The organism is Pantoea sp. ICBG 828 (assembly GCF_002928355.1).
In the GTDB taxonomy this organism is placed as follows: Bacteria; Pseudomonadota; Gammaproteobacteria; order Enterobacterales; family Enterobacteriaceae; genus Pantoea; species Pantoea dispersa.
On record NZ_POWN01000008.1, the window covers coordinates 113,999 to 136,776 of the forward strand.

A 22,778-nucleotide genomic window follows, 5' to 3' on the forward strand; every position below is an offset into this window, starting at 1 on the left:
CTTCAAAATCCCCGTCATACTTCACGCTGCATCAGCGCAAGGTATTGAGGGTTTATAAGAAATTAGCCGGAAATAAAGTGCGGAGTACGGGCGGCGAAGGTGCCGCCCGAGGGCCAGCCATGCTGGCCCTGACCGCGATAATCCGAAAGGTTATTCCTGGATGTCGACGTTTTCGAAGTGATGTTTACCTAATGGATCAACCACATAGCCACTCACTTTCTTGCTCACTGGCTCGTACACGGTTGAGTGCGCGATGATCAGTGCTGGCGCCTGGTCGTGCATCACCACCTGCGCCTGCTTATAGAGCTCAATACGTTTGTTGTGATCGGCTTCAGCACGCGCTGGCTGAATCAGATCTTCAAACGGCTTGTAGCACCAGCGTGAGTAGTTGGAACCGTCTTTCGCTGCCGCGCAGCTGAACAGGGTGGCGAAGAAGTTATCCGGATCCCCGTTATCACCGGTCCAGCCCATCATCACGGTCTGGTGTTCACCGGCTTTAGCACGCTTCAGGTACTCGCCCCACTCGAAGGTAACGATTTTGGCTTTCACGCCGATTTTCGCCCAGTCAGCCTGAACCATTTCCGCCATGCGACGGGCGTTCGGGTTGTACGGACGCTGTACCGGCATCGCCCACAGGTCAATGCTGAAGCCATCCGGCATGCCCGCTTCTTTCAGCAGCTCTTTGGCTTTGGCCGGATCGTAAGCGTAGTCTTTGACGTCATTGTTGTAGCCCCACATGGTTGGTGGGATCAGGTTTTTCGCTGCCTGACCGGCGCCCTGATAGACCGCATCAATGATCGCTTGTTTGTTCACCGCCATGGTCAGTGCCTGACGCACTTTGACGTTATCCAGCGGTTTTTTCTCGGTGTTGAAAGACAGGTAACCGACGTTCAGCCCTGGCTGTTCCATCAGGTTGATTTTGGTGTCTTTCTTCATGCTGGCGATATCAGCCGGGTTGGGATACGGCATCACCTGACACTCGCCTTTCTGCAGTTTGGCGTAGCGCACCGAAGCATCTGGCGTGATGGAGAACACCAGGCGATCGATTTTTGGCTTGGTGCCCCAGAAGTCCGGGTTGGCTTTGTATAGAATACGTGAGTCTTTCTGGTACTGCTGCAGCACGAAAGGACCGGTACCCACCGGATTGAGGTCCAGTTTTTCTGGCGTGCCGGCTTTCAGCATGTTGTCGGCGTACTCTTTCGACAGGATTGATGCGAAGTCCATGCCAAGGTCGGCGAGGAACGGCGCTTCCGGACGGGTCAGCGTGAAGCGTACGGTGTAGTCATCCACTTTTTCGATTTTGGCGATCAGCTTCGGCATGTCCATGCCTTCGAAGTATTCGTAGCTGCCGCCAGAGACACCATGGTACTTGTTGTTTTTATCGAGCTGGCGCTCGAAGGAGAACACGACGTCATCAGCGTTGAAGGTGCGGGTCGGCTTGAAGTCTTTGGTGGTTTGCCACTTCACGCCATGACGCAGATGGAAGGTATAGGTTTTACCATCTTCGCTGACGTCCCATTTTTCTGCCAGGCCCGGCTGCAGCTCAGTGGTACCGGTTTTGAATTCAACCAGACGGTTGTAGATCGGTACTGAGCTGGCATCGTAAGTGGTGCCGGATGTGAACAGCTGCGGGTTGAAGCCTTCCGGCGAACCTTCTGAACAGTAAACGAGGGTTTTCGCCTGAACGCCCGCGGCCACGGTCATAGCAATCAGGCTAAGACCGACCTTCAGCATCCTGGATTTGGCCAGGGAGTTGATCATGTTTTGCTCCATTGTGATGTGATGTTGTGTGCGTCGCCCGACCTCTGATTTTTTTATGCGGTTCGGGCAGGTCAGTTATGTAATGACCAAAATGCGAGCGGTTATTGTTGTAGCGCTGACGCCGTGGAACCTGCCAGCGCTGGCCGTCTCTGCATCTTATTGACGCATCAATTTGTCAACAGTTGCAATGAACGTCAATACAACGTGGGGTTATTTACACAGAGTGTGAGTAAGTGCAAGCAACGATAAAAAACAGTGTTTGCACGCTAAGCCAAAATTTAAAAAGGTGATAAAGCGCGCAATGCCGTGTGATTCTCTGGCAATAGCGCCTGATGACAGTGATTATCACCGTTAAAAAACGTCTTAAAGTTGTCGGTAAATGTTGAATATCTGAACGATTCCCCGTGCGTTATGACGTTCAGGCAGCGAAATATGCTGGCGTAATGGCATAAGAAATCAGCAAAAAGCAAAAGCCGGTCATAAGCAGAATGCGTCGCGAATTAAGAGAGGTGCTTTGATGCAGCAAGGGATGAAGAGCGGTGTTGAAGGATAATACCGTTTATCCCGGTGATCATTAATGGAACGCGTAAATTGATGACTTTGCTTGATCGCTGCCGGGATGTGAGTCTGGTTCAGGGAAGGTCATCAGATCGCAAAGGCGGCGTAAATACATCCCTGTAGCCTCGACCGCCGCATCCATGCGGCGGACGCTTTGCTCTCCTGATGGCCTTCCCTTCCCTTTTGGCATATGTACCGCTGCAATCAGTCATGCCACGCTAAACGGCAGTCAGTAAACCTTCAGCCATCGCCGAAGCCGGATAAAGGGTGGAAGGCGGGGCCGTGGAGTAAAGCGTCACACGCCATGGATGGCGTGTGCCGAGCGATCAGGGACGAGACAGCGTCTTTACGGAGCGGTCGCGTATTTCACCCTGAGAGTGCAAAAACGACAGACGAAAAAAAACCTGCTTTTTGCAAAGCAGGTTTCTTGAATGATGGTCGGCGAGAGAGGATTACGCTTCTCTGCGAGAAGCGCCCTGCGGGCCGTTGCTGACGCAACGTTGTCTCGCTTCGCTCGGCTCAAACCTCCTTCGGAGGTTCTCATCCTCTTTTGCTGCGAACGAAAAAAGCCCGCTTTTTGCAAAGCGGGCTTTTCGAATATGGTCGGCGAGAGAGGATTACGCTTCTCTGCGAGAAGCGCCCTGCGGGCCGTTGCTGACGCAACGTTGTCTCGCTGCGCTCGGCTCAAACCTCCTTCGGAGGTTCTCATCCTCTTTTGCTGCGAACGAAAAAAAGCCCGCTTTTTGCAAAGCGGGCTTTTCGAATATGGTCGGCGAGAGAGGATTCGAACCTCCGACCCACTGGTCCCAAACCAGTTGCGCTACCAAGCTGCGCTACTCGCCGATGGGGGCGAATATTACTGCCGTGACTTTAGAGCGTCAATCCCTTTTCCCGAAAATCCGCCTGATTGCCTGGAAAGCAAGCAGTGCCTTAAACACCTGCCTGCTCAATAAGATCCAGGCACGAATTACAGCGCTTTCGCACTGCTGGCAGTGGCAGGTGCCTGGCACCAGTTATTCGCTGCTTTAATACCGCCATCCGGCGAGGTATAACCCAGACACCCTAAAATGGTGTCGAACAACTCAACGTGACGATGGGTTTTGCCGACGCGCTGCTGCGCCTGCAAGCGCTCAAAGTTGCTGCGGTTAGTCGGGTCCTGCAAATACTTATCTGATGCCCAGACAATCATCGGCACGCGGAACTGCTCCGGCGGCGCCATCTCGCGCGGCGTACCGTGCAGGTGCATATTTTCGCTGATCGACTCACCGTGGTCCGCGGCATAGAACACAATCGCCTTCTTATCACGCAGCTGATCCAGCACGCTGTCCAGCATGGTATCAACATACAGAATCGAGTTGTCGTAGGCGTTAATCAGCTGGGCTTTACTGCACTTATCGTCCACGCCAATACACTCAGGCTGATAGCGGGCAAACTCGCGCGGATAACGCTGTGAATAAAGATAGTGCGAACCTTTCGTGTGCAACACCACCAGATGCTTACCTTTCGGGAAGCGCTGCAGCGAAGCCTGCAGCTCCGGCACCAGCAGCATATCGTCCACCGCTTTGCCCTGATTGCGCTTCTCAGAACCAATCTGCTCGCGGAACGAGAAGTTATTCACATCGGCGTTGTCGTAGAACCACACTTCGCTCTGCATGGCGAACAGCTCGGAGGTGAAGCCCAGCTCTTTCATCACCGCAAAAATGTTCTGCTCTTTCAGCGTACGGCCAGGGTTATCCATGGTGCCGCCCTCGCGCACAAACATGCAGCGCAGCGACAGCTTGGTGGCGGTATCACAGGATTCACCGCGGAATGCCACCAGATTCTTCTCTTTCGACAGCTTCGGCGTGGTATCGCGGTTGTAGCCCAGCATGCCCATGTGATCCCAGCGCGTGGTCTCGCCAATCACAAACACCACATAGGTATCGTCAATGCCAGGCGGCGCTACATAGGTAAACTTCTTCGCCGGATCGAGCAACTCCTGGCTGTCCAGCTTCTCGTCCACCTTGGTCCAGGCGAACAGGCCCAGCGCCGCGATCCAGTTCGAAGGCAGATAAGAGTGCGCCACTACGCCGCCATAGCTTGGCAGGTCGATATTGGTGAGCTCTTCATTGGCTTTTTGCAGCTTGTCGAAGTAGCGAATCGGTAGCCATACCAGTGCCACGCTCAGCAGCAGGATCACTGTAGGTTTCAGACGCTGACCGGGGGTCTTCAGCTGTTCAATCAGCGTCAGGCTCAGGTTATTGCGCCAGATCAGCAGCAGCGGCAGTGCGCTCACCAGCACCATCCACAATACAAAGTGCAGCCCGATAACCTCTTTAGAGAGATCGACATCGGTGGTCATGACCGACGCCACGATGCCGTAACCGATCACCACGTTAAAGAACGCCATGTAATAGGCGGCGGCAACCGAAATCACCACCAGCAGGCTGGCGATCACGCGATAAAACCATTTGCCACCCAGCGACAGCAGTCGCATCAGGAAGAAGGTCAGCAGTACGGCAGCGGTCACTTCCGCCGCGGCGGATAACCAGTTGGTGACGGTGGATTTCGTTAAGAAGCCGTCAAAACGGCGATAAAAGATTGGCAAATTCAACAAGATGCCAAGATAGAGCGCCAGCAAAAGCGACAACTTTTGCTGCGTTAAACTTTTAATGTAATTCATATAAATTTCTGTTCCCGACCTGGTGTCGATGCTTCAACCGTAAATGTGACTGTGCAAAGAGCGTAAGGTTCGCTTGCGTAGCAGAAAAGCGTGACCTGGCGAGTAGGATCGGGACGAATCTGAACCCAAATAATTACGATGATGCACGGAGCGCAGCAGTAGAACATTTAACCAATGGTAAGACCAGAAAATTCTTTAGTTCGATGGGATGCGGGATGGTATTCGTGATAAAAAAGGCTCCCGCAGGAGCCTTTTATGCATGCATCAACTTAGTTGATGATATTCAGCGTCACGTCGATGTTGCCGCGCGTCGCATTTGAGTACGGACAAACAATGTGTGCCGCATCAACCAGCTTCTGCGCTTCCGCCGCGTCCATCTCTGGCAGATGGATATTCAGTTTTGCTTCAATGCCAAAACCGGTGGGGATAGGACCAATCCCCACTTCGCCCTCAATCCACGCGTCTTTTGGCATGGCGATTTTGTCGCGGCCGGCGACAAATTTCATCGCGCCGAGGAAGCAGGCAGAGTAGCCGGCAGCAAACAGCTGCTCCGGGTTCGTCACCTCGCCGCCCGCGCCGCCCATCTCTTTTGGCACGCCCAGCTTCACGTCCAGCACGTTATCAGACGAGGTGGCGCGGCCATCGCGGCCACCGGTTGCTTTGGCTTTGGCGGTGTAAATCACTTTTTCTAAAGACATCATAACCTCACTATTCGCTATACAATCGCGTGCTATTTATAAGGCACAGGGGAAAACTTCACTCTCAGGATGCCGCCGCAGCGACATCCCTGATGCTCAGGTGGCGCGATTCAGGTTGCCGCGCAGATCGTCCAGCTGCTGTTTCAGCGCCGCCATGGTGTCGGTATCGCAGGCGGTCGCACACTGTACCGCTTCCGGAATGCTGGCGGCTTTTTCCTGCAGCGCGCGTCCCTGGTCGGTCAGCGTGACCACGACCTGGCGCTCATCCTGACGCGAACGCTGGCGGCGCAGCAGACCAGCACTCTCCAGTCGTTTCAGCAGTGGCGTCAGGGTGGCCGAATCGAGAAACAGCTTTTCACCAATCTCCGATACCGTCAGATCATCCTGATGCCACAGCACCAGCATCACCAGATATTGCGGATAGGTGATCTCCAGCGCCGCCAGCAGTTGACGATAGACTTTATGCATCGCCAGGTTCGCTGAATAGAGCGCGAAACACAGATGCTGATCAAGCTGGAGTGGCGCAGGCTTCACTTTTTTGTCATCTTGATTACTGTTCATGCGACTCAATATAAATAGCGCGCTAGATAATTGCAAGCAACTTTTTCCTGGAGTGTGAAGATGCGTGATTCACTGGAAGAGCAGGCGCGCCGTTATGCCACGCAGGCACATGCCGATGCGGGCCAGCGTCGCAAATACACCGACGAACCCTATATTGTGCATCCGGCTGCCGTCGCGGAGCTGGTGCGCAGCGTCAGCGATGACGAAGCGATGATCGCTGCCGCCTGGCTGCACGACACGGTGGAGGACACCGCCAGTACTTTACAGGATATTGAAGAACACTTTGGTGCGCGCGTTGCACACCTGGTGGACATGCTTACCGACAGCGCCCAGCCGCAGGCGAAAAATCGTACCGCCCGGAAGCTGGCACACTTTCGCCACACTGCCGAAGCCTCGCCCGAGGCGCAAACCATCAAGCTGGCCGATATCATCGATAACACCCGTGCCATCGTGCAGTTCGACCCCAACTTTGCCCGGGTTTACCTGGTCGAGAAACAGATTCAGATTCAGCTGTTACAGCAGGGCGATCGGCGTTTGTGGCAGCAGGCGAATCACATCATTGAACAGGGCATCGCGCAGCTGGCAAAACCGCCGTACAGCGTGCCGGAGAGCTGGTTTGTCAAACAGGCGGCGAAATACGGTGGCTTAAGCTGAAAAAAACCCGCCGTGCAGGCGGGTCACAGAGAACCGATAGTCGGCGTTATTCCAGCAGCTGTCGGCCCAGATACGGATTGGCCTGCAGCAGTTTCATCAGTTTGCGAGCCGTGGCGGATGGGCGCGTACGTTGCGCTTCCCAGCTTTTTACTGACGAGACGCTCACCCCCATCACGCGGGCGAATTCATCCACCTGCATGCCGGTCATCTCGCGTAAACGCTGCGGTTCGGGAACGGAAACGGTATTGAGTGCAATTTCTGATACGGGAGTCTGTGCATCACGTGTCAAAACAATTTGCTCAAGACTGCTGAGTAATTCGACCATTGGATCTTTTATTTCCATAGAGAACTCCTTAAAACTCACTATGAAGCACGTGAAAGTAGAGAGGTAAGCGCCACCAGGCGCTGAAACCGGCCTTATCAGGCTGTATCCCGAAACAGTTTTCCCTTATCAGGGCGAAAATAGTGTTTTAATGAAACCGTTACGGGACACAGCCTGTTGCACACTGCGAAAAGATGTCAGGGCAATGCAACATTGAACCGGGTCTCTAAGTATGGGTCAGATCCCCGGCTTTGCTGCCTGTTTCCTGATTATTTTTTCTTCTTTCTTATACTGCAAACGGATCGATCACCATAAGTAACTGACCCGCCTGCACTTGCTGCCCGGCCTGGCGTTGCAGGCTGTGGATTTTGCCACTAACCGGCGCCACGATCGGGATTTCCATCTTCATGGATTCGAGAATGCCTACCGTGGCACCCGCGGTTACGTCACTGCCTTCCTCCACCAGCCATTGCCACACGCTGCCCGCCACCTGGCTCTCGACGCTGTGGCAGCCCGCCGGCACCACCACTTCCTCGCTGCTCTGCGCCTGCAGCTGGCTGTCGAAGGTGAACTGGCCATCGGCGCGCCAGCGTGCCAGCTCGGCGTCAAACGCCTGCTGACGCTGCTGCTGGAACGCGTCGATCTCCGTCGCCTGGGCAGTCAGCAGCGCCTGATAGTCGGCCAGCCGGAACTCACCGGTTTCCACGCGCAGCGGATAATCGCCCCACGGGAAACGTTCGCGGATTTGCAGCAGTTCGTCGGCACTGACCGGATAAAAACGGATTTGGTCGAAGAAACGCAGCAACCACGGCTGGGTAAAGGCGCTGGTGCGGCGATCGCGATTCCACATCTGCAGCGTACGTCCGACGAACTGATAGCCGCCCGGCCCTTCCATGCCATAAACACACAGATACGCGCCGCCGATGCCCACCGAGTTTTCCGCCGTCCAGGTGCGCGCCGGATTGTATTTGGTGGTCACCAGGCGGTGACGCGGATCGAGTGGCGTCGCCACCGGTGCGCCGAGATAGACATCGCCCAGCCCCATCACCAGATACGAGGCGCTGAACACAATCTGTTTCACCGCCTCCACGCTATCGAGCCCGTTAATACGCCGGATAAACTCAATGTTGCTCGGGCACCAGGGCGCATTCGGACGCACCGACTGGCTATAGCGTGTCACGGCTTCACGGCAGGCGGCATCATCCCAGCTGAGCGGCAGCCACACGGTGCGCGACGGCACAGCCGCGTCGGCGAGGTCGCCCAGCAGATTATCAGCGTGCAAAATTTGCGCCAACAGCTCACTTCTTGCGCACTGCTGCGCATCATAATGCACCTGTAACGAGCGGATGCCGGGCGTCAGCTCCAGCTGACCCGCCAGCGGATGCGCCTCCAGCCACTGCATCAGGGCGTGAACGCGGAAACGCAGCGCAATGTCCAGTGTCAGCGCGCCATACTCCACCAGCAGAAAACGGTCACCCGCGGCGCGCACGCACAGTGCAGGCCGCCCGGCGGTTGCTGCATGCTGGTGCAAGATCGGATCGATCAGCGGCAGTGCTGGCGCCACGCACACCGCTTCCGGTTGCAGATGCGCGATCTCGTGACGCTGCGCCTGCGCCAGACGATCGGCATCAGCAAGGGCGATCGGCACAAAGCGCAGTCGATCGCCCGCTTTGAGCTGACCCAGCTTCCACAGATCGGCGTCGATCACCGTCGCCGGACAGACAAAGCCGCCCAGCGAAGGGCCGTCCGAACCAAGGATCACCGGCATATCACCGGTAAAATCCACCGTGCCAAAGGCATAGGCGTTGTCGTGAATATTGGACGGATGCATGCCCGCCTCGCCGCCGTCGCTGCGCGCCCAGTCAGGTTTCGGGCCGATCAGCCGAATCCCGGTGCGGCTGGAGTTGTAGTGCACCTGCCACTCGGCAGCGAAAAATTCGTCGATATCGTCATCGGTAAAGAAGGCAGGTGCGCCGTGCGGACCATAAATAACGCGCAGCTGCCATTCACCGTTAAGCGGCGGCAGCAGCGTCTCGGGCAGGCGCGCCGCCGCAGCCTGACGCGGCGCGGCCAGCTGCAGCACGTCGCCGGCGCGCAGCGCCCGCCCGGCGTGACCGCCAAACTTACCCAGCGTAAAGGTACTGCGGCTGCCCAGATAGCGCGGCGTATCCAGCCCGCCCGCCAGCAGCAGATAGCTGCGGCAGCCGTCGCGCACGTCACCCAGCGTCAGGGTTTGCCCGGCCTGCGCATGCAGCACCTGATGCATCGCCAGCGGCTGGCTGTCGAGCGTGGCTGCCAACGGCGCGCCGCTCAGTACAAAGCTGCATGCCTGATTAAAGCGCAGCGTCGGACCGCGCAGCGTGATTTCCAGCCCGGCCGCCTGGGCCTCGTTACCCAGCAGGCGGTTGCCGAGCTGGAAGGCGCGGCTGTCGAACGGCCCGGAAGGCGGTACGCCGACGTGCCAGTAGCCGACGCGGCCCGGCGCATCCTGCACCGTGGTGAGGGTGCCGCCGCTGAGGATATCCAGCGTCGGCGGCTGCCACGCCACGCTGCCGAGCGTGGCGGTAATGATGCGCCCCTGCTGCACGTCCGGCAGCGTACAGAGCTGACGCAGCCAGCGCAGGTTGGTCTCGATGCCATACAGCTCACTCTGCGCCAGCGCCGCGATCATGCCGTCGAGCGCGCGCTGGCGATCGGCCGCGTGCACGAGGATCTTCGCCAGCATCGGATCGTAAAACGGTGAAACTTCCATGCCGCTCTCTACGCTGCTGTCGATGCGCAGCGTAGCGTGATCGAGCGCCGTCGGGAACTGCACGTGGCTGAGCAGTCCGGCGCTTGGTTGAAACTGCTTCGCCGGATCCTCAGCGTACAGCCGCACCTGAATGGCATGGCCCTGCGCCACCGGTTGCAGCGTCGCCAGCGGCGGCAGACGCTGCTGCGCCAGTTCAACCATCCAGCGCACCAGATCCACGCCGTACACCAGTTCAGTGACGCCATGCTCGACCTGCAGGCGGGTATTCACCTCCAGGAACCAGAATTGCTGGCTGACCTCATCATAGACATACTCCACCGTGCCGGCGCTGCGATAGTTAACCGCGCGCGCCAGCCGTACGGCGGTGGCCTGCAACTGCGCGCGCACCGCATCGCTGAGCCGCGGCGCGGGTGTCTCCTCCAGTACCTTCTGATTACGGCGCTGCGCCGAGCAATCGCGTTCGCCCAGCGCAATCACGTCGCCCCGGCCATCGCCAAAAATCTGTACTTCGATATGGCGCGCCCGGGCGATAAATTTCTCTAAAAACACGCCATCGTCGGCGAAATTATTGCCTGCCAGCCGCTTCACGCGGGTAAAGGCTTCCTCCAGCTCGTCCGCGCTGTTGCAGCGCTGCATCCCAATGCCGCCACCGCCGGCGGTGCTTTTCAGCATCACCGGATAGCCAATCTGTTGCGCGGCGGCCTGTGCCTGCTGCAGGGAGGTCAGCAGGCCGCTGCCCGGCAGCAGTGGCACCGCGTTCTGCTGCGCCAGCTCACGCGCGCGATGTTTCAGGCCAAACGCCCGCATCTGCGCCGCATCCGGCCCGAGAAAATGCAGGCCCGCCGCTTCGCAGCGCGTGACGAACTCCGGTTTTTCACTGAGAAAGCCATAGCCCGGATGCAGCGCCTGCGCGCCGCTCTGCGCGGCAATCGCCAGCAGTTTGTCCTGGTTGAGATAGGTGTCGCGCACCTGGCCCTCGCCCAGCGACCAGGCTTCATCGGCCAGCCGCACGTGGCGCGCATGGCGATCGGCTTCGGCATAAGACGGCAATCGCCCGGATATTCATGGCTTGCAGGGTACGGATGATACGCACGGCAATCGCGCCACGGTTGGCAATCAATACGCGATCAATCATGACTGAATACTCTTATTGCGGCAGGTCGTCCTGCACCAGCTGTGACGGCGTAAAACGGGTCGTCCCGTTGCGTCAGAGAATCACCACACGCTGACGGCAATCGGCGTCGGGTTGTAACCGTTACAGGGATTGTTGAGCTGCGGACAGTTGGAGATCAGCACCAGAATGTTCATCTGCGCCACCATCTCAACATACTTACCCGGCGCGGAGATGCCATCGGCAAACGTCAGGCCGCCGTCGTGGGTCACCGGCACATTCATGAAGAAGTTAATGTTGTGCGTGATATCGCGGCGCGTCAGGCCAGACTCCGGATGCGCGGCGACCGCCAGCATCCAGCTGTCACGGCAGGAGTGCATGTGGCGCTTTTCGAGGTCATAACGCACCGTATTACTCTCGCACGAGCAGGCGCCGCCGAGCGTATCGTGACGGCCACAGGTATCGGCGGTGATGGTCAGCATCGGCCGATCAAGATTAGAACGCAGCACGCTGCCGGCCGTGAGAAACACGTTGTGCTGGCCGCGCAGCGTCTCGCTCATGCTGTAGCGCTCGGCGGTATCGTCGGCGTTGAAAAACAGCGTATCCGCCGCCTGATTGCCTTCCAGATCGGTAATGCGCAGCGTTTCTCCGGCGGCAATGCGCTGCAGCCAGTAATCACCGGCGTCGATCTGCTGCTGCAGACGCGCCTGCGCCGGGTTTCGTTCACTCTCTTTGATCATCACACTTCTCCCTGCAGTTGATAGAGGGCGTTATTGCGCAGGCCGCGCTGGTTTTCCGCGCGCTGCAGACAGATTTCCGGCAGCGGCGCGCGCTGCGCATCCAGCGTCAGCTGCAGCGGCTGGCGCGGATAATCGCTCGCCGGGCTGAGCGGGTGCGGACAGGTGTGCAGCAGCACCAGCGTGTCCATGGCGAAACGCAGCCGAACCTGCGCGCCGGCTTCGCCCTGCCGCTCCAGCGTTAAGCGCCCGCTGTCATCGGCGCGTACCTGCGCAAACAGATTGAGGCAGGCCGCCATGTCGCGCTGGCCAAGGCCATATTTCGCCAGCTCGACGAGGAAGCTGTCGTAGCCGTTTTGATGGCGCAGGTTGCGCGCCTGCTGATAGTCGCTGACTCCATAGCGCGCGGCCGTTTGTGCCGCGTTCAGCGTGCCGCACACGCTCTCGTGCCAGCCGAAACTGTCGTGTTCAATGCCGCAGAAAATGCGCCCCATGTCCGAGTAGAGACAGTGGCCGGCAGTGAGCCGGAAAGTGTGCTGGCACTTGAGCGTATCCGGCGCGTTGTAGCGCTCCAGCAGGTTTTCCGGGTTATAAAACAGCAGGCCGGCGCTGGCGCCGCCCTCCACATCGGTCAGCGTCAGCGCGCTGCCGCTGCGCATGACAAAAGACCAGTGCGCCCCGGCGGGCAGCAGGGTTTGGTATGGCTGCATCGTGCTCTCCTTTAAGCCACCTGCGTTGCGGACAGCACTTCAGCGGCGGGCTGAGTGCGATCCAGCGGCAGGTCGTAAGTGATAGTGGCGCCCCAGGCTTGCGGCGCGTGCGGATCGTGGCGCAGTTTGTCGAACACCAGCAGGCGTGACGCGAGGCTGAAGCCCTCTTTCAAATCGTGGGTGATCATGAAAATGGTCAGCTGATGCTGCTGCCACAGCTGGGTGATCAGCTGATGCATCTCGCTGCGAATACCGGGATCGAGCGCGCCAAAAGGTTCATCCAGCAGCAGAATGCGCGGCTGTTTCATCAGCGCCTGCGCCAGGGCCAGACGTTGCTGCATGCCGCCCGACAGCTGATGCGGATATTTGCTCTGCGCCTGTTCCAGTCCGACCTGCGCCAGCATTGCCTGCGCGCGCTGGCGAATCGCCTGACGTTTGCGTCCCCAGACGCGTCCCAGCCAGCGTGCGCTGCTGAACTCGTCGGCCAGCATCACGTTGCCGAGCACCGTCAGATGCGGAAACACCGAGTAGCGCTGAAACACCACGCCGCGATGGGCGTCCGGCTCGTTGGGAATCGGTGCGCCATCCAGCAGCAGCTCGCCTTTGGTCGGTGCTTCGGTGCCGAGCAGCATATTCAGAAACGTGGTTTTGCCGCAGCCGGAGGCACCGACAATCGCCACGAACTCGCCGCGCTCGACCTGCATATTCAGCCGCTCCAGCACCACCTGATCGCCGTAGTGTTTTTCCAGATTTTTCAGTTGCAGTAAGGGCATCGCGCGCTCCTTATTTGGCGTGATACCACGGCCAGCAGCGTCGGCTGACGAGCCGCAGCAGCAGGTCGAGGGCAAAGGCCAGCAGGGTGATCCACGCCACGTACGGCAAAATCACATCCATGGCCAGATAGCGGCGCATCAGGAAGATGCGGTAACCGAGGCCTTCCGTGGCCGCAATCGCTTCGGCAGCAATCAGGAACAGCCACGCCGAACAGAGCGACAGCCGCACCGCATCGCACAGGCGCGGCATCAGCTGCGGCAGAATCACCCGCCACAGAATCTGCGCGCTATGCGCACCGAGCGTCTGCGCTTTGACCAGCTGCTCCTGCGGGATTTTCTGCACCTGCAACTGCAGATCGCGCGCGATCAGCGGCGTGATGCCGATAACGATCAGCACCACTTTGGAGACTTCGCCAAGGCCAAAGCAGATAAACAGAATGGGCAGAATCGCCAGCGGCGGCACCAGCGCAAACAGCGTCACCAGCGGCGCCAGCACCGCGCGCACCACCGGCAGCGCGCCGGTAAACAGGCCGATTGCCAGCGCCAGCAGCGCGCTGATAGCGACGCCACTCAGCAAACGCAGCAGGCTGGCGGCGGTATCGCTCCACAGCAGATACTCGCCGGTGCGCGGGCTGGGCTGAAACGCCATCCGGCTGATGGCCTCGCCCATGGCGTTGAATCCCGGCAGCAGTTTGTCTGCCGCGTTCAGGCTGAGGCGCGCATCCGACGCGAACAGATAGACCAGCAGTACCGCCAGCAGCGGCAGAATGCCAAGCAGCAGGCGGCCGAGCGGCAGCGGTTGGTAGTTAATTAATTTACGCATCGGCAGCGCCTCGCTTACAGCTGACCGGCGGCGGCCAGTTTGGTGAAGGTGTCGGTAAAGCGCAGTTTGATGTTGCCGGCATCGCCCCAGTTACCGGCCGGGGTCGCGACCCCTACCGCATCGGCCCCCGGCGCGCCTTCGCCCAGCAGGCCGTGTTTAAAGGAGAATTCGGCCACCAGCTGCATCGTGGCTTTCAGCTGAGGGCTGTCGACAAAATCCAGCGTGGTTTTGGCATCGCTGAACAGGTGTGTCGCGGCAAGCTGCTGATCAAAACCGGCCAGATCGGTACCGGATGCCTGCGCCATCTGCGTGCGCGCCGCTTTGGCACTGTCGCTCTGTCCGGCCATGCTGTGCAGCGTCTCGTACCAGGCGCCGGTCAGCGCTTTGCCGAGCTGAGGATATTTGTTGAGCGTGGCGGTGTTAACTACCAGCAGGTCGAGGATTTCGCCCGGGATCTGCGCCGAGGAGAACACCAGATGGCTGTCCGGCTGCTTCTCTGCTTCCGCCAGCAGCGGATTCCACGTGACGATGGCGTTAACGTCAGCAGTGCCAAACGCCGCCACCAGATCGGCATCGGCGGTGTTAACCACCCTGACATCTTTCTCGCTCATGCCGGATTTCTCCAGCGCGCGCGCCAGCAGATAGTGTGAGACCGACAGTTCGACGAGGTTGATGGGTTTGCCTTTCAGCGCGCTGACGCTGTCCGCGCCTTTAAGCAGAATGCCGTCGTTACCGTTGGAGTAGTCGCCGACAATCAGCGCGGTGCTGTCGACGCCGCCGGTCGCCGTAATGGTCAGCGCATCCATATTGGTCATGGTGCAGCCGTCAAATCCACCTGCGGTGTACTGATTGACCGACTCGATATAGTCATTAACCTGCACAAACTGAATATCGATGCCGTACTTATCGGCCCACTTTTTCACGATGCCGCTTTGCTGGGCGTAATCCCACGGCATCCAGCCAGCGTAGATGGACCAGCAAAGCTTAAAGGAAGGTTTAGCGGCGGCCAGCGACGGAACGCTGAACAGGGCGACGCTGCAAATCAGCAGCAGGCGCAGACAGACTTTAATCATGATGATTCCTCTGGCGTTAACGGACGAAAATCAGGCAGGAGGCGGCGAGCAACGTTCTCGCTTTCCTCCCGGGCTTTTTTCCCGCCGTGTAACCGTCAGAGGACGGTCGGTCACTCTCGGACCAGCATCTCGCGATCGGAACCCTAGTGACCCATTGCAAATTGTGTGGCGACGTCGGTTGCCCGCGATCGCTCCTGCATCTGCCAGAAAGCAGGCAATATCAATGCCAGGTTGCTATCAGCCTGAATTACATGCGTTATTGCACAGCGCTGCGCTTGCAGGCAGGCTGCGCTGCACAGTTGTGCAGCAGGCACGCACCAGCGTGAAGCACTGCAGACCAGCCGTTGTACAGCCGGGGCCATTGCACTATTCTTTAGGACCTTTCCCAGCGAATCGAATTTAGCCATCGTCACAACAGGAGTTGAATTATGGCGTCAGGAATTTCCCGCATCTGGATGCGTAGCGGCATGCTGCTGACCGGCGTGCTACTTGTGCTGCAGCTTACCGCCTGCGGCGATAAAGAGGGCGATCAGCGCAAAGCCTTTACTGATTTTCTGCAAAACACCGTGATGCGCAGCGGTGAACATCTGCCCAGCCTGAGCGAAAACCAGAAGCAAACCTTCGGTAATTACGCCAGTGATTACGCCATCCTGTATGGCTTCTCGCAGCAGGTGAATCAGGCGGTGGATCAGGGCATGCGCCCGGTGGTTGATGAGCTGGCGGCCATCCGCGTGCCGCAGGATTATCTGACGCGCCGCGACAGCCTGCGCCAGGCGAGCGGCAATCTGAGCGTGCTGACGCAGCAGATTCAGAGCGCCAAAATGCAGGCCGACAGCAGCAAAGCCACGCTGAAGCAGCCGGACGACCTGAAGAAAGTGTACGACAGCGTGTACGCCAAAGTGGTGACGCAGCCAGCCAGCACGCTGATCCCGCTGCTGCCGCAGCTGCAGGCGCTGAGCCAGTCGGCAGTTCAGGCCGGCGATTATCTGCAGTCGCAGGGCGCGCGCGTCAGCTTCAATGACGGCGGCGTTCAGTTCCCGACGCAGGAGCAGGCCACGCAATACAACACGCTGATGAGTAATCTCGCCAGCAATACGCAGGCGCTGACCCAGGCACAAAATGCCGTACAGGGTGGTTTACAGTAAGCCGCTCAGCGGGCAGTTCTCCACTGCCCGCTTTTTCAGATTTTCGTCACTTCCTTACATCGGCTTTTTCTGTCAGCACAGAGTGTGATCTGGCGCATTTTCAACCAAAAATAATTTGTGATCTCAATCACATTTGTGAAACAAACCGGCCCAGGTGAAAGGTGATTTTTGTCACATTTCCACCGCTGTTGCGCGCATTTTTTCGCCGGCGTTGCTTTCTTACAGGGTATTTTTGTGATCAAAGTCACCTTTAATCCCCCTGCCCACCCCAACTTAGCGTGATATACATCACACTTTTTCCTGACGCTACGCAGTGTAATCAACTAGTGCTAGAGTCCGCGTGCATACAGTAATGCCACGGCCCCCGCCGTAACGTCTTAACAAAAACAAACGCGCTCTCTTATTGCAGCGCGTCTCAATAAGGGGTGGGTTTATGTCCTCATCAGTCAAGGTCAAGGTTCAGAGCTTTGGTCGCTTTCTGAGTAATATGGTGATGCCAAACATCGGTGCGTTTATCGCCTGGGGTATCATCACAGCACTGTTCATTCCAACCGGATGGATTCCTAACGAAACGCTGGCCAAGCTGGTCGGCCCGATGATTACCTACCTGCTGCCGTTGCTCATCGGCTTCACCGGTGGTCGTCTGGTGGGTGGCGATCGCGGCGGCGTGGTCGGTGCCATCACCACCATGGGCGTGATCGTCGGTGCCGATATGCCGATGTTCCTTGGCTCAATGATTGCCGGTCCGCTGGGCGGCTGGGCGATTAAGTCGTTTGACCGCGCGGTTGACGGCAAAATCAAAAGCGGCTTCGAGATGCTGGTCAACAACTTCTCGGCCGGTATTATCGGTATGCTGCTGGCGCTGCTGGCCTTCCTCGCTATCGGTCCGCTGGTAGAAGGTCTGTCGCACATTCTCGCCGCCGGCGTAAACCTGATGGTGCAGAACAACCTGCTGCCGCTGACCTCAATCTTTGTTGAACCGGCGAAAATCCTGTTCCTCAATAACGCCATCAACCACGGTATCTTCTCGCCGCTGGGTATCCAGCAGGCCAGCGAAGCGGGCAAATCGATCTTCTTCCTGATTGAAGCGAACCCGGGTCCGGGTATGGGCGTGCTGGTCGCTTATATGATCTTCGGCCGCGGTAGCGCCAAGCAGTCGGCGGGCGGTGCAGCGATCATCCACTTCCTTGGCGGTATCCACGAAATCTACTTCCCGTACGTGCTGATGGCGCCGCGCCTGCTGCTGGCAGTAATCCTCGGCGGTATGACCGGCGTGTTCACCCTGACGCTGCTGAACGGCGGTCTGGTATCACCGGCCTCACCAGGTTCGATTCTGGCCGTGCTGGCGATGACGCCAAAAGGCGCTTACTTCGCTAACATCGCGGCTATCGTTGCGGCTTTCGCCGTCTCCTTCGTGGTCTCCTCGATTCTGCTGAAAACCAGCAAAGTAAAAGAAGAAGACGACATCGAAGCGGCGACCCAGCGCATGAAAGACATGAAAGCGCAGTCAAAAGGCCAGGCCGTTGCCGGTTCACCGGTGGTTGCCGATGCCAGCAGCGTTGACGTCAGCCACGTGCGCAAAATCATCGTCGCCTGTGATGCCGGTATGGGCTCCAGCACGATGGGCGCAGGCGTGCTGCGCAAGAAGGTACAGGATGCGGGCCTGAGCAATATCTCTGTGACCAACAGCGCGATTAACTCGCTGCCGGGCGATGTTGATCTGGTGATTACTCACCGCGATCTGACCGAACGTGCGATGCGTCAGGCGCCACAGGCGCAGCACATCTCGCTGAACAACTTCCTCGACAGCGCGCTGTACACCAACCTGACTGAGCGTCTGGTGGCGGCGAACCGCAGCGAAGCCCACCGTGAAACGGTACAGACCGCGCTGGCAGACAGCTATGACGACGGCAGCGCGCACCTGTTCAAACTGGGCGCTGACAACGTGTTCCTCGGCCTGAGCGCCAGCAATAAAGAGCAGGCGATTCGCTTCGCCGGCGAGCAGCTGGTGAAAGGTGGCTACGTGCAGCCGGAATACGTTGAAGCGATGCTGGCGCGCGAGCAGCTGACGCCAACCTACCTCGGTGAATCCATCGCTGTGCCGCACGGCACCGTCGAAGCCAAAGACCGCGTGCTGAAAACCGGCGTGGTATTCTGCCAGTATCCGGCCGGCGTGCAGTTTGGCGATGAGCCGGACGAAGTCGCGCGACTGGTGATTGGTATTGCCGCACGCAATAACGAACACATTCAGGTGATCACCAGCCTGACCAATGCGCTCGACGACGACAGCGTAATCGAGAAGCTGGCGAACACCACCAGCGTGCAGGACGTGCTGGATCTGCTGTCTGGCAGCACTGCCAACGCGTAATTCGCTGTTTAACTTCCCTGGGGCGGGCAAGCCCGTCCCCACTTTCCGGGGCGGACATGCCCGCCCCTTCGTCATTTGATATGGGTCAAATTTATGAAAGCGTTACATTTTGGAGCAGGTAACATCGGCCGTGGATTTATCGGTAAGCTGCTGGCGGATGCCGGTATCGAACTGGTGTTTGCTGATGTGAATCAGGTGGTGCTTGATGCCCTTAACGCCCGTCATGAGTATCCGGTTCACGTGGTGGGCGAGCAGGCGCAGGTTGAAATCGTTACCGGCGTCAGCGCGGTGAACAGCACCAGCGACGACATCGTCACGCTGATCGCTGAGGTTGATATCGTTACCACGGCGGTTGGTCCGCAGATCCTTGAGCGCATCGCGGGCAGCGTGGCGCAGGGTCTGGCCAAACGCAGTGACAACGGTAATGTCCGTCCGCTGAATATCATCGCCTGTGAAAACATGGTGCGCGGCACCAGCCAGCTGAAGCAGCACGTACTGAAGGCGCTGCCGCAGCAGTATCATGCGTGGGTTGAAGAACATGTTGGCTTTGTTGATTCGGCAGTTGACCGCATCGTGCCGCCATCTGAAGCCGGCAGCACCGATCCGCTGGAAGTTACCGTAGAAACCTTCAGCGAGTGGATCGTCGACAAAACCCAGTTTAAAGGCGCGCTGCCGGACATTCCTGGCATGGAGCTGACCGATAACCTGATGGCGTTCGTCGAGCGCAAGCTGTTTACCCTCAACACCGGCCACGCCATTACCGCTTATCTTGGCCAGCTGGCCGGTCACGCCACCATTCGCGAAGCCATTCTCGACCAGAAAGTGCGTGCCGTGGTGCAGGGCGCGATGCAGGAGAGCGGCGCGGTGCTGATCAAGCGTTATGGTTTCGATGCGGAGAAACATGCCGCATATATCCAGAAAATCCTCACGCGTTTCGAAAACCCGTACCTGAAAGATGACGTCGAGCGCGTCGGCCGTCAGCCGCTGCGCAAGCTGAGCGCCGGCGATCGCCTGATCAAGCCGACGCTGGGCACGCTGGAGTATCAGCTGCCGCACGCCAGCCTGGTGCAGGGTATTGCTGCCGCGATGCACTATCGCAGCGAAGCCGATCCGCAGGCGCAGGAGCTGGCGTCACTGATCGCGCAGAAAGGCCCACAGGCGGCGCTGGCGGAGATTTCTGGCCTCGATGCCAATAGCGAAGTGGTGAGCTCAGTGGTGAGCGCTTACCACGCTATGGCATAATGCGCGCCCTTTAGTGGTCAATTCGGGCACGGCAGCCGCGTGCCCGTCGACGGTAGCTGAATGATGCAGGCAATAATGGAAGAGAAGCAGGCTTTTGAAAACCGGGTGCTTGAGCGGCTGAACGCCGGTCGTTCGGTGAGAAGCTTCCTGATCGCCGCTGTCGAACTGTTGGCGGAAGCAGTCAATCTGCTGGTGCTGCAGGTCTTTCGCAAAGACGACTACGCGGTGAAATATGCGGTGGAACCGCTGCTGCTGGGCGACGGCCCGCTGGGCGAGCTGTCGGTACGCCTGAAGCTCATCTACGGCCTGGGGGTGATCAATCGCCACGAATACGAAGACTGCGAGCTGCTGCTGGCGCTGCGTGAGGAGCTGAATCACGACACCAGCGACTACCGCTTTACCGACGATGAAATACTCGGCCCGTTCGGCGAACTGCACTGCGTGCTGGCCTGGCCGCCGCAACCCGATTTCACCCGCGACGACGCCGCGCTGCGCGCCATGCAGCAGCAGCGCTACCTGCAGATGGTGCGATCCACCATGGTGCTGTCGCTGACCGAGCTGATTTCCCGTATCTCGCACAAACAGGCCTTCAAGAAGCCCGCCGTGTAACGCTTCCCCTGCGGCGCTATTGCCACGCGCCGCTGTTCTCTCCGCCGCAGACAAAATATTACGCAGGATATTGATGCAGCGCTTTTTTTGGCGGTTGATGATTTTGCCAACAATCGTCAGATAGCGATATACTTACCGCTCCTGTGGCAAACAGACGACATCCCTATGAAATACGATACATCTGAACTCTGCGACATCTACCATGAAGAAGTGAACGTTGTTGAACCGCTTTTTTCGAACTTTGGTGGGCGCACCTCATTCGGTGGTCAAATTACCACAGTGAAATGTTTCGAAGACAACGGCCTGCTGTATGACCTGCTCGAAGAGAACGGTCGCGGTCGCGTGCTGCTGGTCGATGGCGGCGGCTCAGTGCGGCGCGCGCTGGTTGACGCTCAGTTAGCAAGACTGGCGGCGCAAAACGAGTGGGAAGGCATCGTGGTGTACGGCTCGGTTCGCCAGGTCGATGAACTGGAAGAGCTGGAGATCGGCATTCAGGCGATTGCGGCCATTCCGGCTGGCGCCGCAGGCGAAGGAATCGGCGAGAGCGACGTGCGGGTTAACTTCGGCGGCGTCACCTTCTTCTCCGGCGATCATCTCTACGCCGACAACACCGGCATGATCCTGTCTGAAGACGCACTCGACATCGAGTAAGCGACAAACAAAAACGGGTGCCGCGGCACCCGTTGGTTTAAGCGCTGAGGCTTAAACTTCTTCCATTTTTCCCAGCAGTGCACGCAGGCGCTCCTGCCATACATGCTGCTCTTCTTTCAGGTGCTGATTTTCACGCGCCAGCGCTTCGTGATTGCCGGATGCCTGGCTCATTTCGTTTTTCAGGTTATTGTTCTGCTCTTTCAGCTCTTCAATTTCCATCTGCAGCAGGGTGATGGTATCAATCGCCTGCTGTACTTTCGCTTCCAGTTTCTCGAATACTTCAAATGACATCTTTCTGACCTCTCCTAAATCGTGCAAGGCGTTGATAGACCGGGCGTGCCTTAAAATAGTGCGTCCAGCCACGATGTCCCGATTGTATGTAGCCACACCCGGCAAGTCCAGCAGCACAAGGCCTGCGAGGGAAGTCTGTAACACTTTTCAGTTTATACCTGGAAAACGCGCAACTTCGCGCATTTTGCGCGCGGTCACACGCGCAGGGTGCAGCGCAGCGGGGGTTTTTGGCCCTAAACACAGGCAAAAGACGCGAAAACGCGCATTTTTATGACACGGCACACAAAATTCGATTTCGCTATTTCTCGTTTATGCTCGTTAACGATAAATTCACATCAACCCTACATTAGAGCTGGGCGACTCAAGGATTGAGAACAAAAACTGATAAAATTTAACCTCGCTTCAGGAATTCCATTATGAGTCAGACAACGAACACACTCAAAGGTCAGTGCATCGCCGAGTTTCTCGGTACCGGTTTGATCATCTTTTTTGGTGCCGGCTGTGTGGCGGCGCTGAAGCTGGCCGGTGCCGCATTCGGCCAGTGGGAAATTTGTATCATCTGGGGTCTTGCTGTCTCCATGGCGGTTTATCTGAGCGCAGGCGTATCCGGCGCTCACCTCAATCCGGCAGTCACGGTTGCCCTGTGCCTGTTCGCCAACTTCGAAGGCCGCAAAGTTTTACCTTATATTGTGTCGCAAATCGCTGGCGCGTTCTGTGCGGCGGCGCTGGTCTACGGTCTTTACTACAATCTGTTCTTTGATTACGAAGCCAGCCACCAGATGGTACGCGGCAGCGTGCAAAGCCTCGATCTGGCCGGTATCTTCTCCACCTATCCGAACCCGCACATCACCGTGGCGCAGGCGTTCCTGGTAGAAATGGTGATTACTGCCGTGCTGATGGCGGTGATCATGGCGCTGACCGACGACGGCAACGGCGTACCGCGTGGCCCGCTGGCGCCGCTGCTGATTGGTCTGCTGGTGGCGGTGATTGGCGGTTCCATGGGTCCGCTGACCGGCTTCGCCCTCAACCCGGCGCGTGACTTCGGTCCGAAGCTGTTCGCCTTCTTCGCGGGCTGGGGTAACGTGGCGTTCACCGGTGGTAAAGATATTCCTTACTTCCTGGTGCCGATTTTTGGCCCGCTGGTCGGTGCCTGCCTCGGTGCCTTCGGTTATCGTGCGCTGATTGGCCGTCACCTGCCGGGCAACCTTGCAGAAACCAGTAAAACAGAAAAACCGGTCGCGCGCGCTGAGCAGCGTAAAGCGTAAGTTTCATCGTTA

The 22,778-nt window shown here is 58.1% G+C and carries 18 protein-coding genes, 1 tRNA gene, 2 other RNA genes, 1 pseudogene and 1 riboswitch; of the genes and pseudogenes, 7 read left to right on the forward strand and 15 right to left on the reverse strand.

Features of this window, described 5'->3' with window-relative positions:
• Positions 1 to 150 precede the first annotated feature (150 nt).
• From dppA to C1Y43_RS18965, 7 genes are all read right to left on the reverse strand, one after another.
• Positions 151 to 1,761: a dipeptide ABC transporter periplasmic-binding protein DppA gene (dppA, locus tag C1Y43_RS18935; RefSeq protein WP_021507022.1), complete on the reverse strand. Its 1,611-nt coding sequence runs from the start codon at positions 1,759 to 1,761 to the stop codon at positions 151 to 153.
• Between the two features lie 993 nt (positions 1,762 to 2,754).
• Positions 2,755 to 2,884: non-coding RNA, RtT sRNA (locus tag C1Y43_RS18940), on the reverse strand.
• Between the two features lie 35 nt (positions 2,885 to 2,919).
• Positions 2,920 to 3,049, reverse strand: a non-coding RNA gene (locus C1Y43_RS18945) — RtT sRNA.
• A gap of 36 nt (positions 3,050 to 3,085) precedes the next feature.
• A tRNA-Pro gene (locus C1Y43_RS18950) sits at positions 3,086 to 3,162 on the reverse strand.
• 124 nt (positions 3,163 to 3,286) lie between these two features.
• Positions 3,287 to 4,981, reverse strand: a complete 1,695-nt coding sequence (gene eptB, locus C1Y43_RS18955) for a kdo(2)-lipid A phosphoethanolamine 7''-transferase (protein WP_104094238.1) — start codon at positions 4,979 to 4,981, stop codon at positions 3,287 to 3,289.
• Positions 4,982 to 5,250: 269 nt separating this feature from the next.
• A complete protein-coding gene (locus C1Y43_RS18960; protein ID WP_021507024.1) occupies positions 5,251 to 5,679 on the reverse strand; it encodes an organic hydroperoxide resistance protein in 429 nt (142 codons plus the stop codon).
• A gap of 96 nt (positions 5,680 to 5,775) precedes the next feature.
• Positions 5,776 to 6,240 (reverse strand): MarR family winged helix-turn-helix transcriptional regulator, encoded by a 465-nt coding sequence (locus tag C1Y43_RS18965; RefSeq protein WP_010616544.1) that lies wholly within the window; start codon positions 6,238 to 6,240, stop codon positions 5,776 to 5,778.
• Positions 6,241 to 6,300: 60 nt separating this feature from the next.
• Here C1Y43_RS18965 and C1Y43_RS18970 point away from each other — a divergent pair, with 60 nt between their 5' ends.
• On the forward strand, positions 6,301 to 6,894 hold the full coding sequence (locus tag C1Y43_RS18970) for an HD domain-containing protein (protein ID WP_021507025.1): 594 nt from the start codon (positions 6,301 to 6,303) through the stop codon (positions 6,892 to 6,894).
• 46 nt (positions 6,895 to 6,940) lie between these two features.
• On the opposite strand, the gene C1Y43_RS18975 is transcribed toward C1Y43_RS18970, so the two are convergent.
• The 7 genes and pseudogenes from C1Y43_RS18975 to C1Y43_RS19005 form a co-directional block, all read right to left on the reverse strand.
• A complete protein-coding gene (locus C1Y43_RS18975) occupies positions 6,941 to 7,237 on the reverse strand; it encodes an HTH-type transcriptional regulator (RefSeq protein ID WP_021507026.1) in 297 nt (98 codons plus the stop codon).
• A gap of 265 nt (positions 7,238 to 7,502) precedes the next feature.
• Positions 7,503 to 11,103: pseudogene (gene uca, locus C1Y43_RS18980) on the reverse strand (urea carboxylase).
• 80 nt (positions 11,104 to 11,183) lie between these two features.
• Positions 11,184 to 11,819: an urea amidolyase associated protein UAAP2 gene (locus tag C1Y43_RS18985; protein ID WP_021507029.1), complete on the reverse strand. Its 636-nt coding sequence runs from the start codon at positions 11,817 to 11,819 to the stop codon at positions 11,184 to 11,186.
• Positions 11,819 to 12,526 carry an urea amidolyase associated protein UAAP1 gene (locus C1Y43_RS18990; RefSeq protein ID WP_104189240.1) on the reverse strand — a complete coding sequence of 236 codons (708 nt, stop codon included), beginning with the start codon at positions 12,524 to 12,526 and terminating at the stop codon, positions 11,819 to 11,821. The genes C1Y43_RS18985 and C1Y43_RS18990 overlap by 1 nt, the downstream gene beginning before the upstream one ends.
• Positions 12,527 to 12,537: 11 nt before the next feature.
• Complete coding sequence (locus C1Y43_RS18995) at positions 12,538 to 13,299, reverse strand: ABC transporter ATP-binding protein (protein ID WP_021507031.1); 762 nt, start codon at positions 13,297 to 13,299, stop codon at positions 12,538 to 12,540.
• A 10-nt stretch (positions 13,300 to 13,309) separates the two neighbouring features.
• Positions 13,310 to 14,122 (reverse strand): ABC transporter permease, encoded by an 813-nt coding sequence (locus tag C1Y43_RS19000; RefSeq protein WP_058771035.1) that lies wholly within the window; start codon positions 14,120 to 14,122, stop codon positions 13,310 to 13,312.
• A 14-nt stretch (positions 14,123 to 14,136) separates the two neighbouring features.
• A complete protein-coding gene (locus tag C1Y43_RS19005; protein ID WP_104189242.1) occupies positions 14,137 to 15,195 on the reverse strand; it encodes a putative urea ABC transporter substrate-binding protein in 1,059 nt (352 codons plus the stop codon).
• 63 nt (positions 15,196 to 15,258) lie between these two features.
• Positions 15,259 to 15,353, reverse strand: a riboswitch (guanidine-I (ykkC/yxkD leader).
• A 270-nt stretch (positions 15,354 to 15,623) separates the two neighbouring features.
• On the opposite strand from C1Y43_RS19005, the gene C1Y43_RS19010 reads away from it, so the two are divergent.
• The 5 genes from C1Y43_RS19010 to rraA all read left to right on the forward strand — a co-directional run bounded on the left by C1Y43_RS19010 (position 15,624) and on the right by rraA (position 21,210).
• Positions 15,624 to 16,340, forward strand: coding sequence for a DUF3053 domain-containing protein (locus tag C1Y43_RS19010; RefSeq protein ID WP_010616539.1), 717 nt, complete (start codon positions 15,624 to 15,626; stop codon positions 16,338 to 16,340).
• Positions 16,341 to 16,773: 433 nt separating this feature from the next.
• Positions 16,774 to 18,708, forward strand: coding sequence for a PTS mannitol transporter subunit IICBA (locus C1Y43_RS19015; protein WP_104189244.1), 1,935 nt, complete (start codon positions 16,774 to 16,776; stop codon positions 18,706 to 18,708).
• 93 nt (positions 18,709 to 18,801) lie between these two features.
• A complete protein-coding gene (gene mtlD / locus C1Y43_RS19020; RefSeq protein WP_021507035.1) occupies positions 18,802 to 19,950 on the forward strand; it encodes a mannitol-1-phosphate 5-dehydrogenase in 1,149 nt (382 codons plus the stop codon).
• A 60-nt stretch (positions 19,951 to 20,010) separates the two neighbouring features.
• Positions 20,011 to 20,559, forward strand: coding sequence for a mannitol operon repressor MtlR (mtlR, locus tag C1Y43_RS19025; RefSeq protein ID WP_193717991.1), 549 nt, complete (start codon positions 20,011 to 20,013; stop codon positions 20,557 to 20,559).
• A gap of 165 nt (positions 20,560 to 20,724) precedes the next feature.
• The gene (gene rraA / locus C1Y43_RS19030) at positions 20,725 to 21,210 is read left to right on the forward strand and encodes a ribonuclease E activity regulator RraA (RefSeq protein WP_021507037.1); all 486 of its coding nucleotides are present in this window, start codon (positions 20,725 to 20,727) and stop codon (positions 21,208 to 21,210) included.
• A 51-nt stretch (positions 21,211 to 21,261) separates the two neighbouring features.
• On the opposite strand, the gene zapB is transcribed toward rraA, so the two are convergent.
• On the reverse strand, positions 21,262 to 21,501 hold the full coding sequence (gene zapB / locus C1Y43_RS19035; RefSeq protein ID WP_021507038.1) for a cell division protein ZapB: 240 nt from the start codon (positions 21,499 to 21,501) through the stop codon (positions 21,262 to 21,264).
• A gap of 416 nt (positions 21,502 to 21,917) precedes the next feature.
• On the opposite strand from zapB, the gene C1Y43_RS19040 reads away from it, so the two are divergent.
• The gene (locus tag C1Y43_RS19040) at positions 21,918 to 22,766 is read left to right on the forward strand and encodes an MIP/aquaporin family protein (protein WP_021507039.1); all 849 of its coding nucleotides are present in this window, start codon (positions 21,918 to 21,920) and stop codon (positions 22,764 to 22,766) included.
• Positions 22,767 to 22,778 lie beyond the last annotated feature (12 nt).

Bases quoted from the DNA above. Each gene is read 5' to 3' on its own strand.
- dppA (WP_021507022.1), bottom strand. From the start codon at position 1,761: ATGATCAACTCCCTGGCCAAATCCAGGATGCTGAAGGTCGGTCTTAGC.
- eptB (WP_104094238.1), bottom strand. From the start codon at position 4,981: ATGAATTACATTAAAAGTTTAACGCAGCAAAAGTTGTCGCTTTTGCTG.
- C1Y43_RS18960 (WP_021507024.1), bottom strand. From the start codon at position 5,679: ATGTCTTTAGAAAAAGTGATTTACACCGCCAAAGCCAAAGCAACCGGT.
- C1Y43_RS18965 (WP_010616544.1), bottom strand. From the start codon at position 6,240: ATGAACAGTAATCAAGATGACAAAAAAGTGAAGCCTGCGCCACTCCAG.
- C1Y43_RS18970 (WP_021507025.1), top strand. From the start codon at position 6,301: ATGCGTGATTCACTGGAAGAGCAGGCGCGCCGTTATGCCACGCAGGCA.
- C1Y43_RS18975 (WP_021507026.1), bottom strand. From the start codon at position 7,237: ATGGAAATAAAAGATCCAATGGTCGAATTACTCAGCAGTCTTGAGCAA.
- C1Y43_RS18985 (WP_021507029.1), bottom strand. From the start codon at position 11,819: ATGATCAAAGAGAGTGAACGAAACCCGGCGCAGGCGCGTCTGCAGCAG.
- C1Y43_RS18990 (WP_104189240.1), bottom strand. From the start codon at position 12,526: ATGCAGCCATACCAAACCCTGCTGCCCGCCGGGGCGCACTGGTCTTTT.
- C1Y43_RS18995 (WP_021507031.1), bottom strand. From the start codon at position 13,299: ATGCCCTTACTGCAACTGAAAAATCTGGAAAAACACTACGGCGATCAG.
- C1Y43_RS19000 (WP_058771035.1), bottom strand. From the start codon at position 14,122: ATGCGTAAATTAATTAACTACCAACCGCTGCCGCTCGGCCGCCTGCTG.
- C1Y43_RS19005 (WP_104189242.1), bottom strand. From the start codon at position 15,195: ATGATTAAAGTCTGTCTGCGCCTGCTGCTGATTTGCAGCGTCGCCCTG.
- C1Y43_RS19010 (WP_010616539.1), top strand. From the start codon at position 15,624: ATGGCGTCAGGAATTTCCCGCATCTGGATGCGTAGCGGCATGCTGCTG.
- C1Y43_RS19015 (WP_104189244.1), top strand. From the start codon at position 16,774: ATGTCCTCATCAGTCAAGGTCAAGGTTCAGAGCTTTGGTCGCTTTCTG.
- mtlD (WP_021507035.1), top strand. From the start codon at position 18,802: ATGAAAGCGTTACATTTTGGAGCAGGTAACATCGGCCGTGGATTTATC.
- mtlR (WP_193717991.1), top strand. From the start codon at position 20,011: ATGATGCAGGCAATAATGGAAGAGAAGCAGGCTTTTGAAAACCGGGTG.
- rraA (WP_021507037.1), top strand. From the start codon at position 20,725: ATGAAATACGATACATCTGAACTCTGCGACATCTACCATGAAGAAGTG.
- zapB (WP_021507038.1), bottom strand. From the start codon at position 21,501: ATGTCATTTGAAGTATTCGAGAAACTGGAAGCGAAAGTACAGCAGGCG.
- C1Y43_RS19040 (WP_021507039.1), top strand. From the start codon at position 21,918: ATGAGTCAGACAACGAACACACTCAAAGGTCAGTGCATCGCCGAGTTT.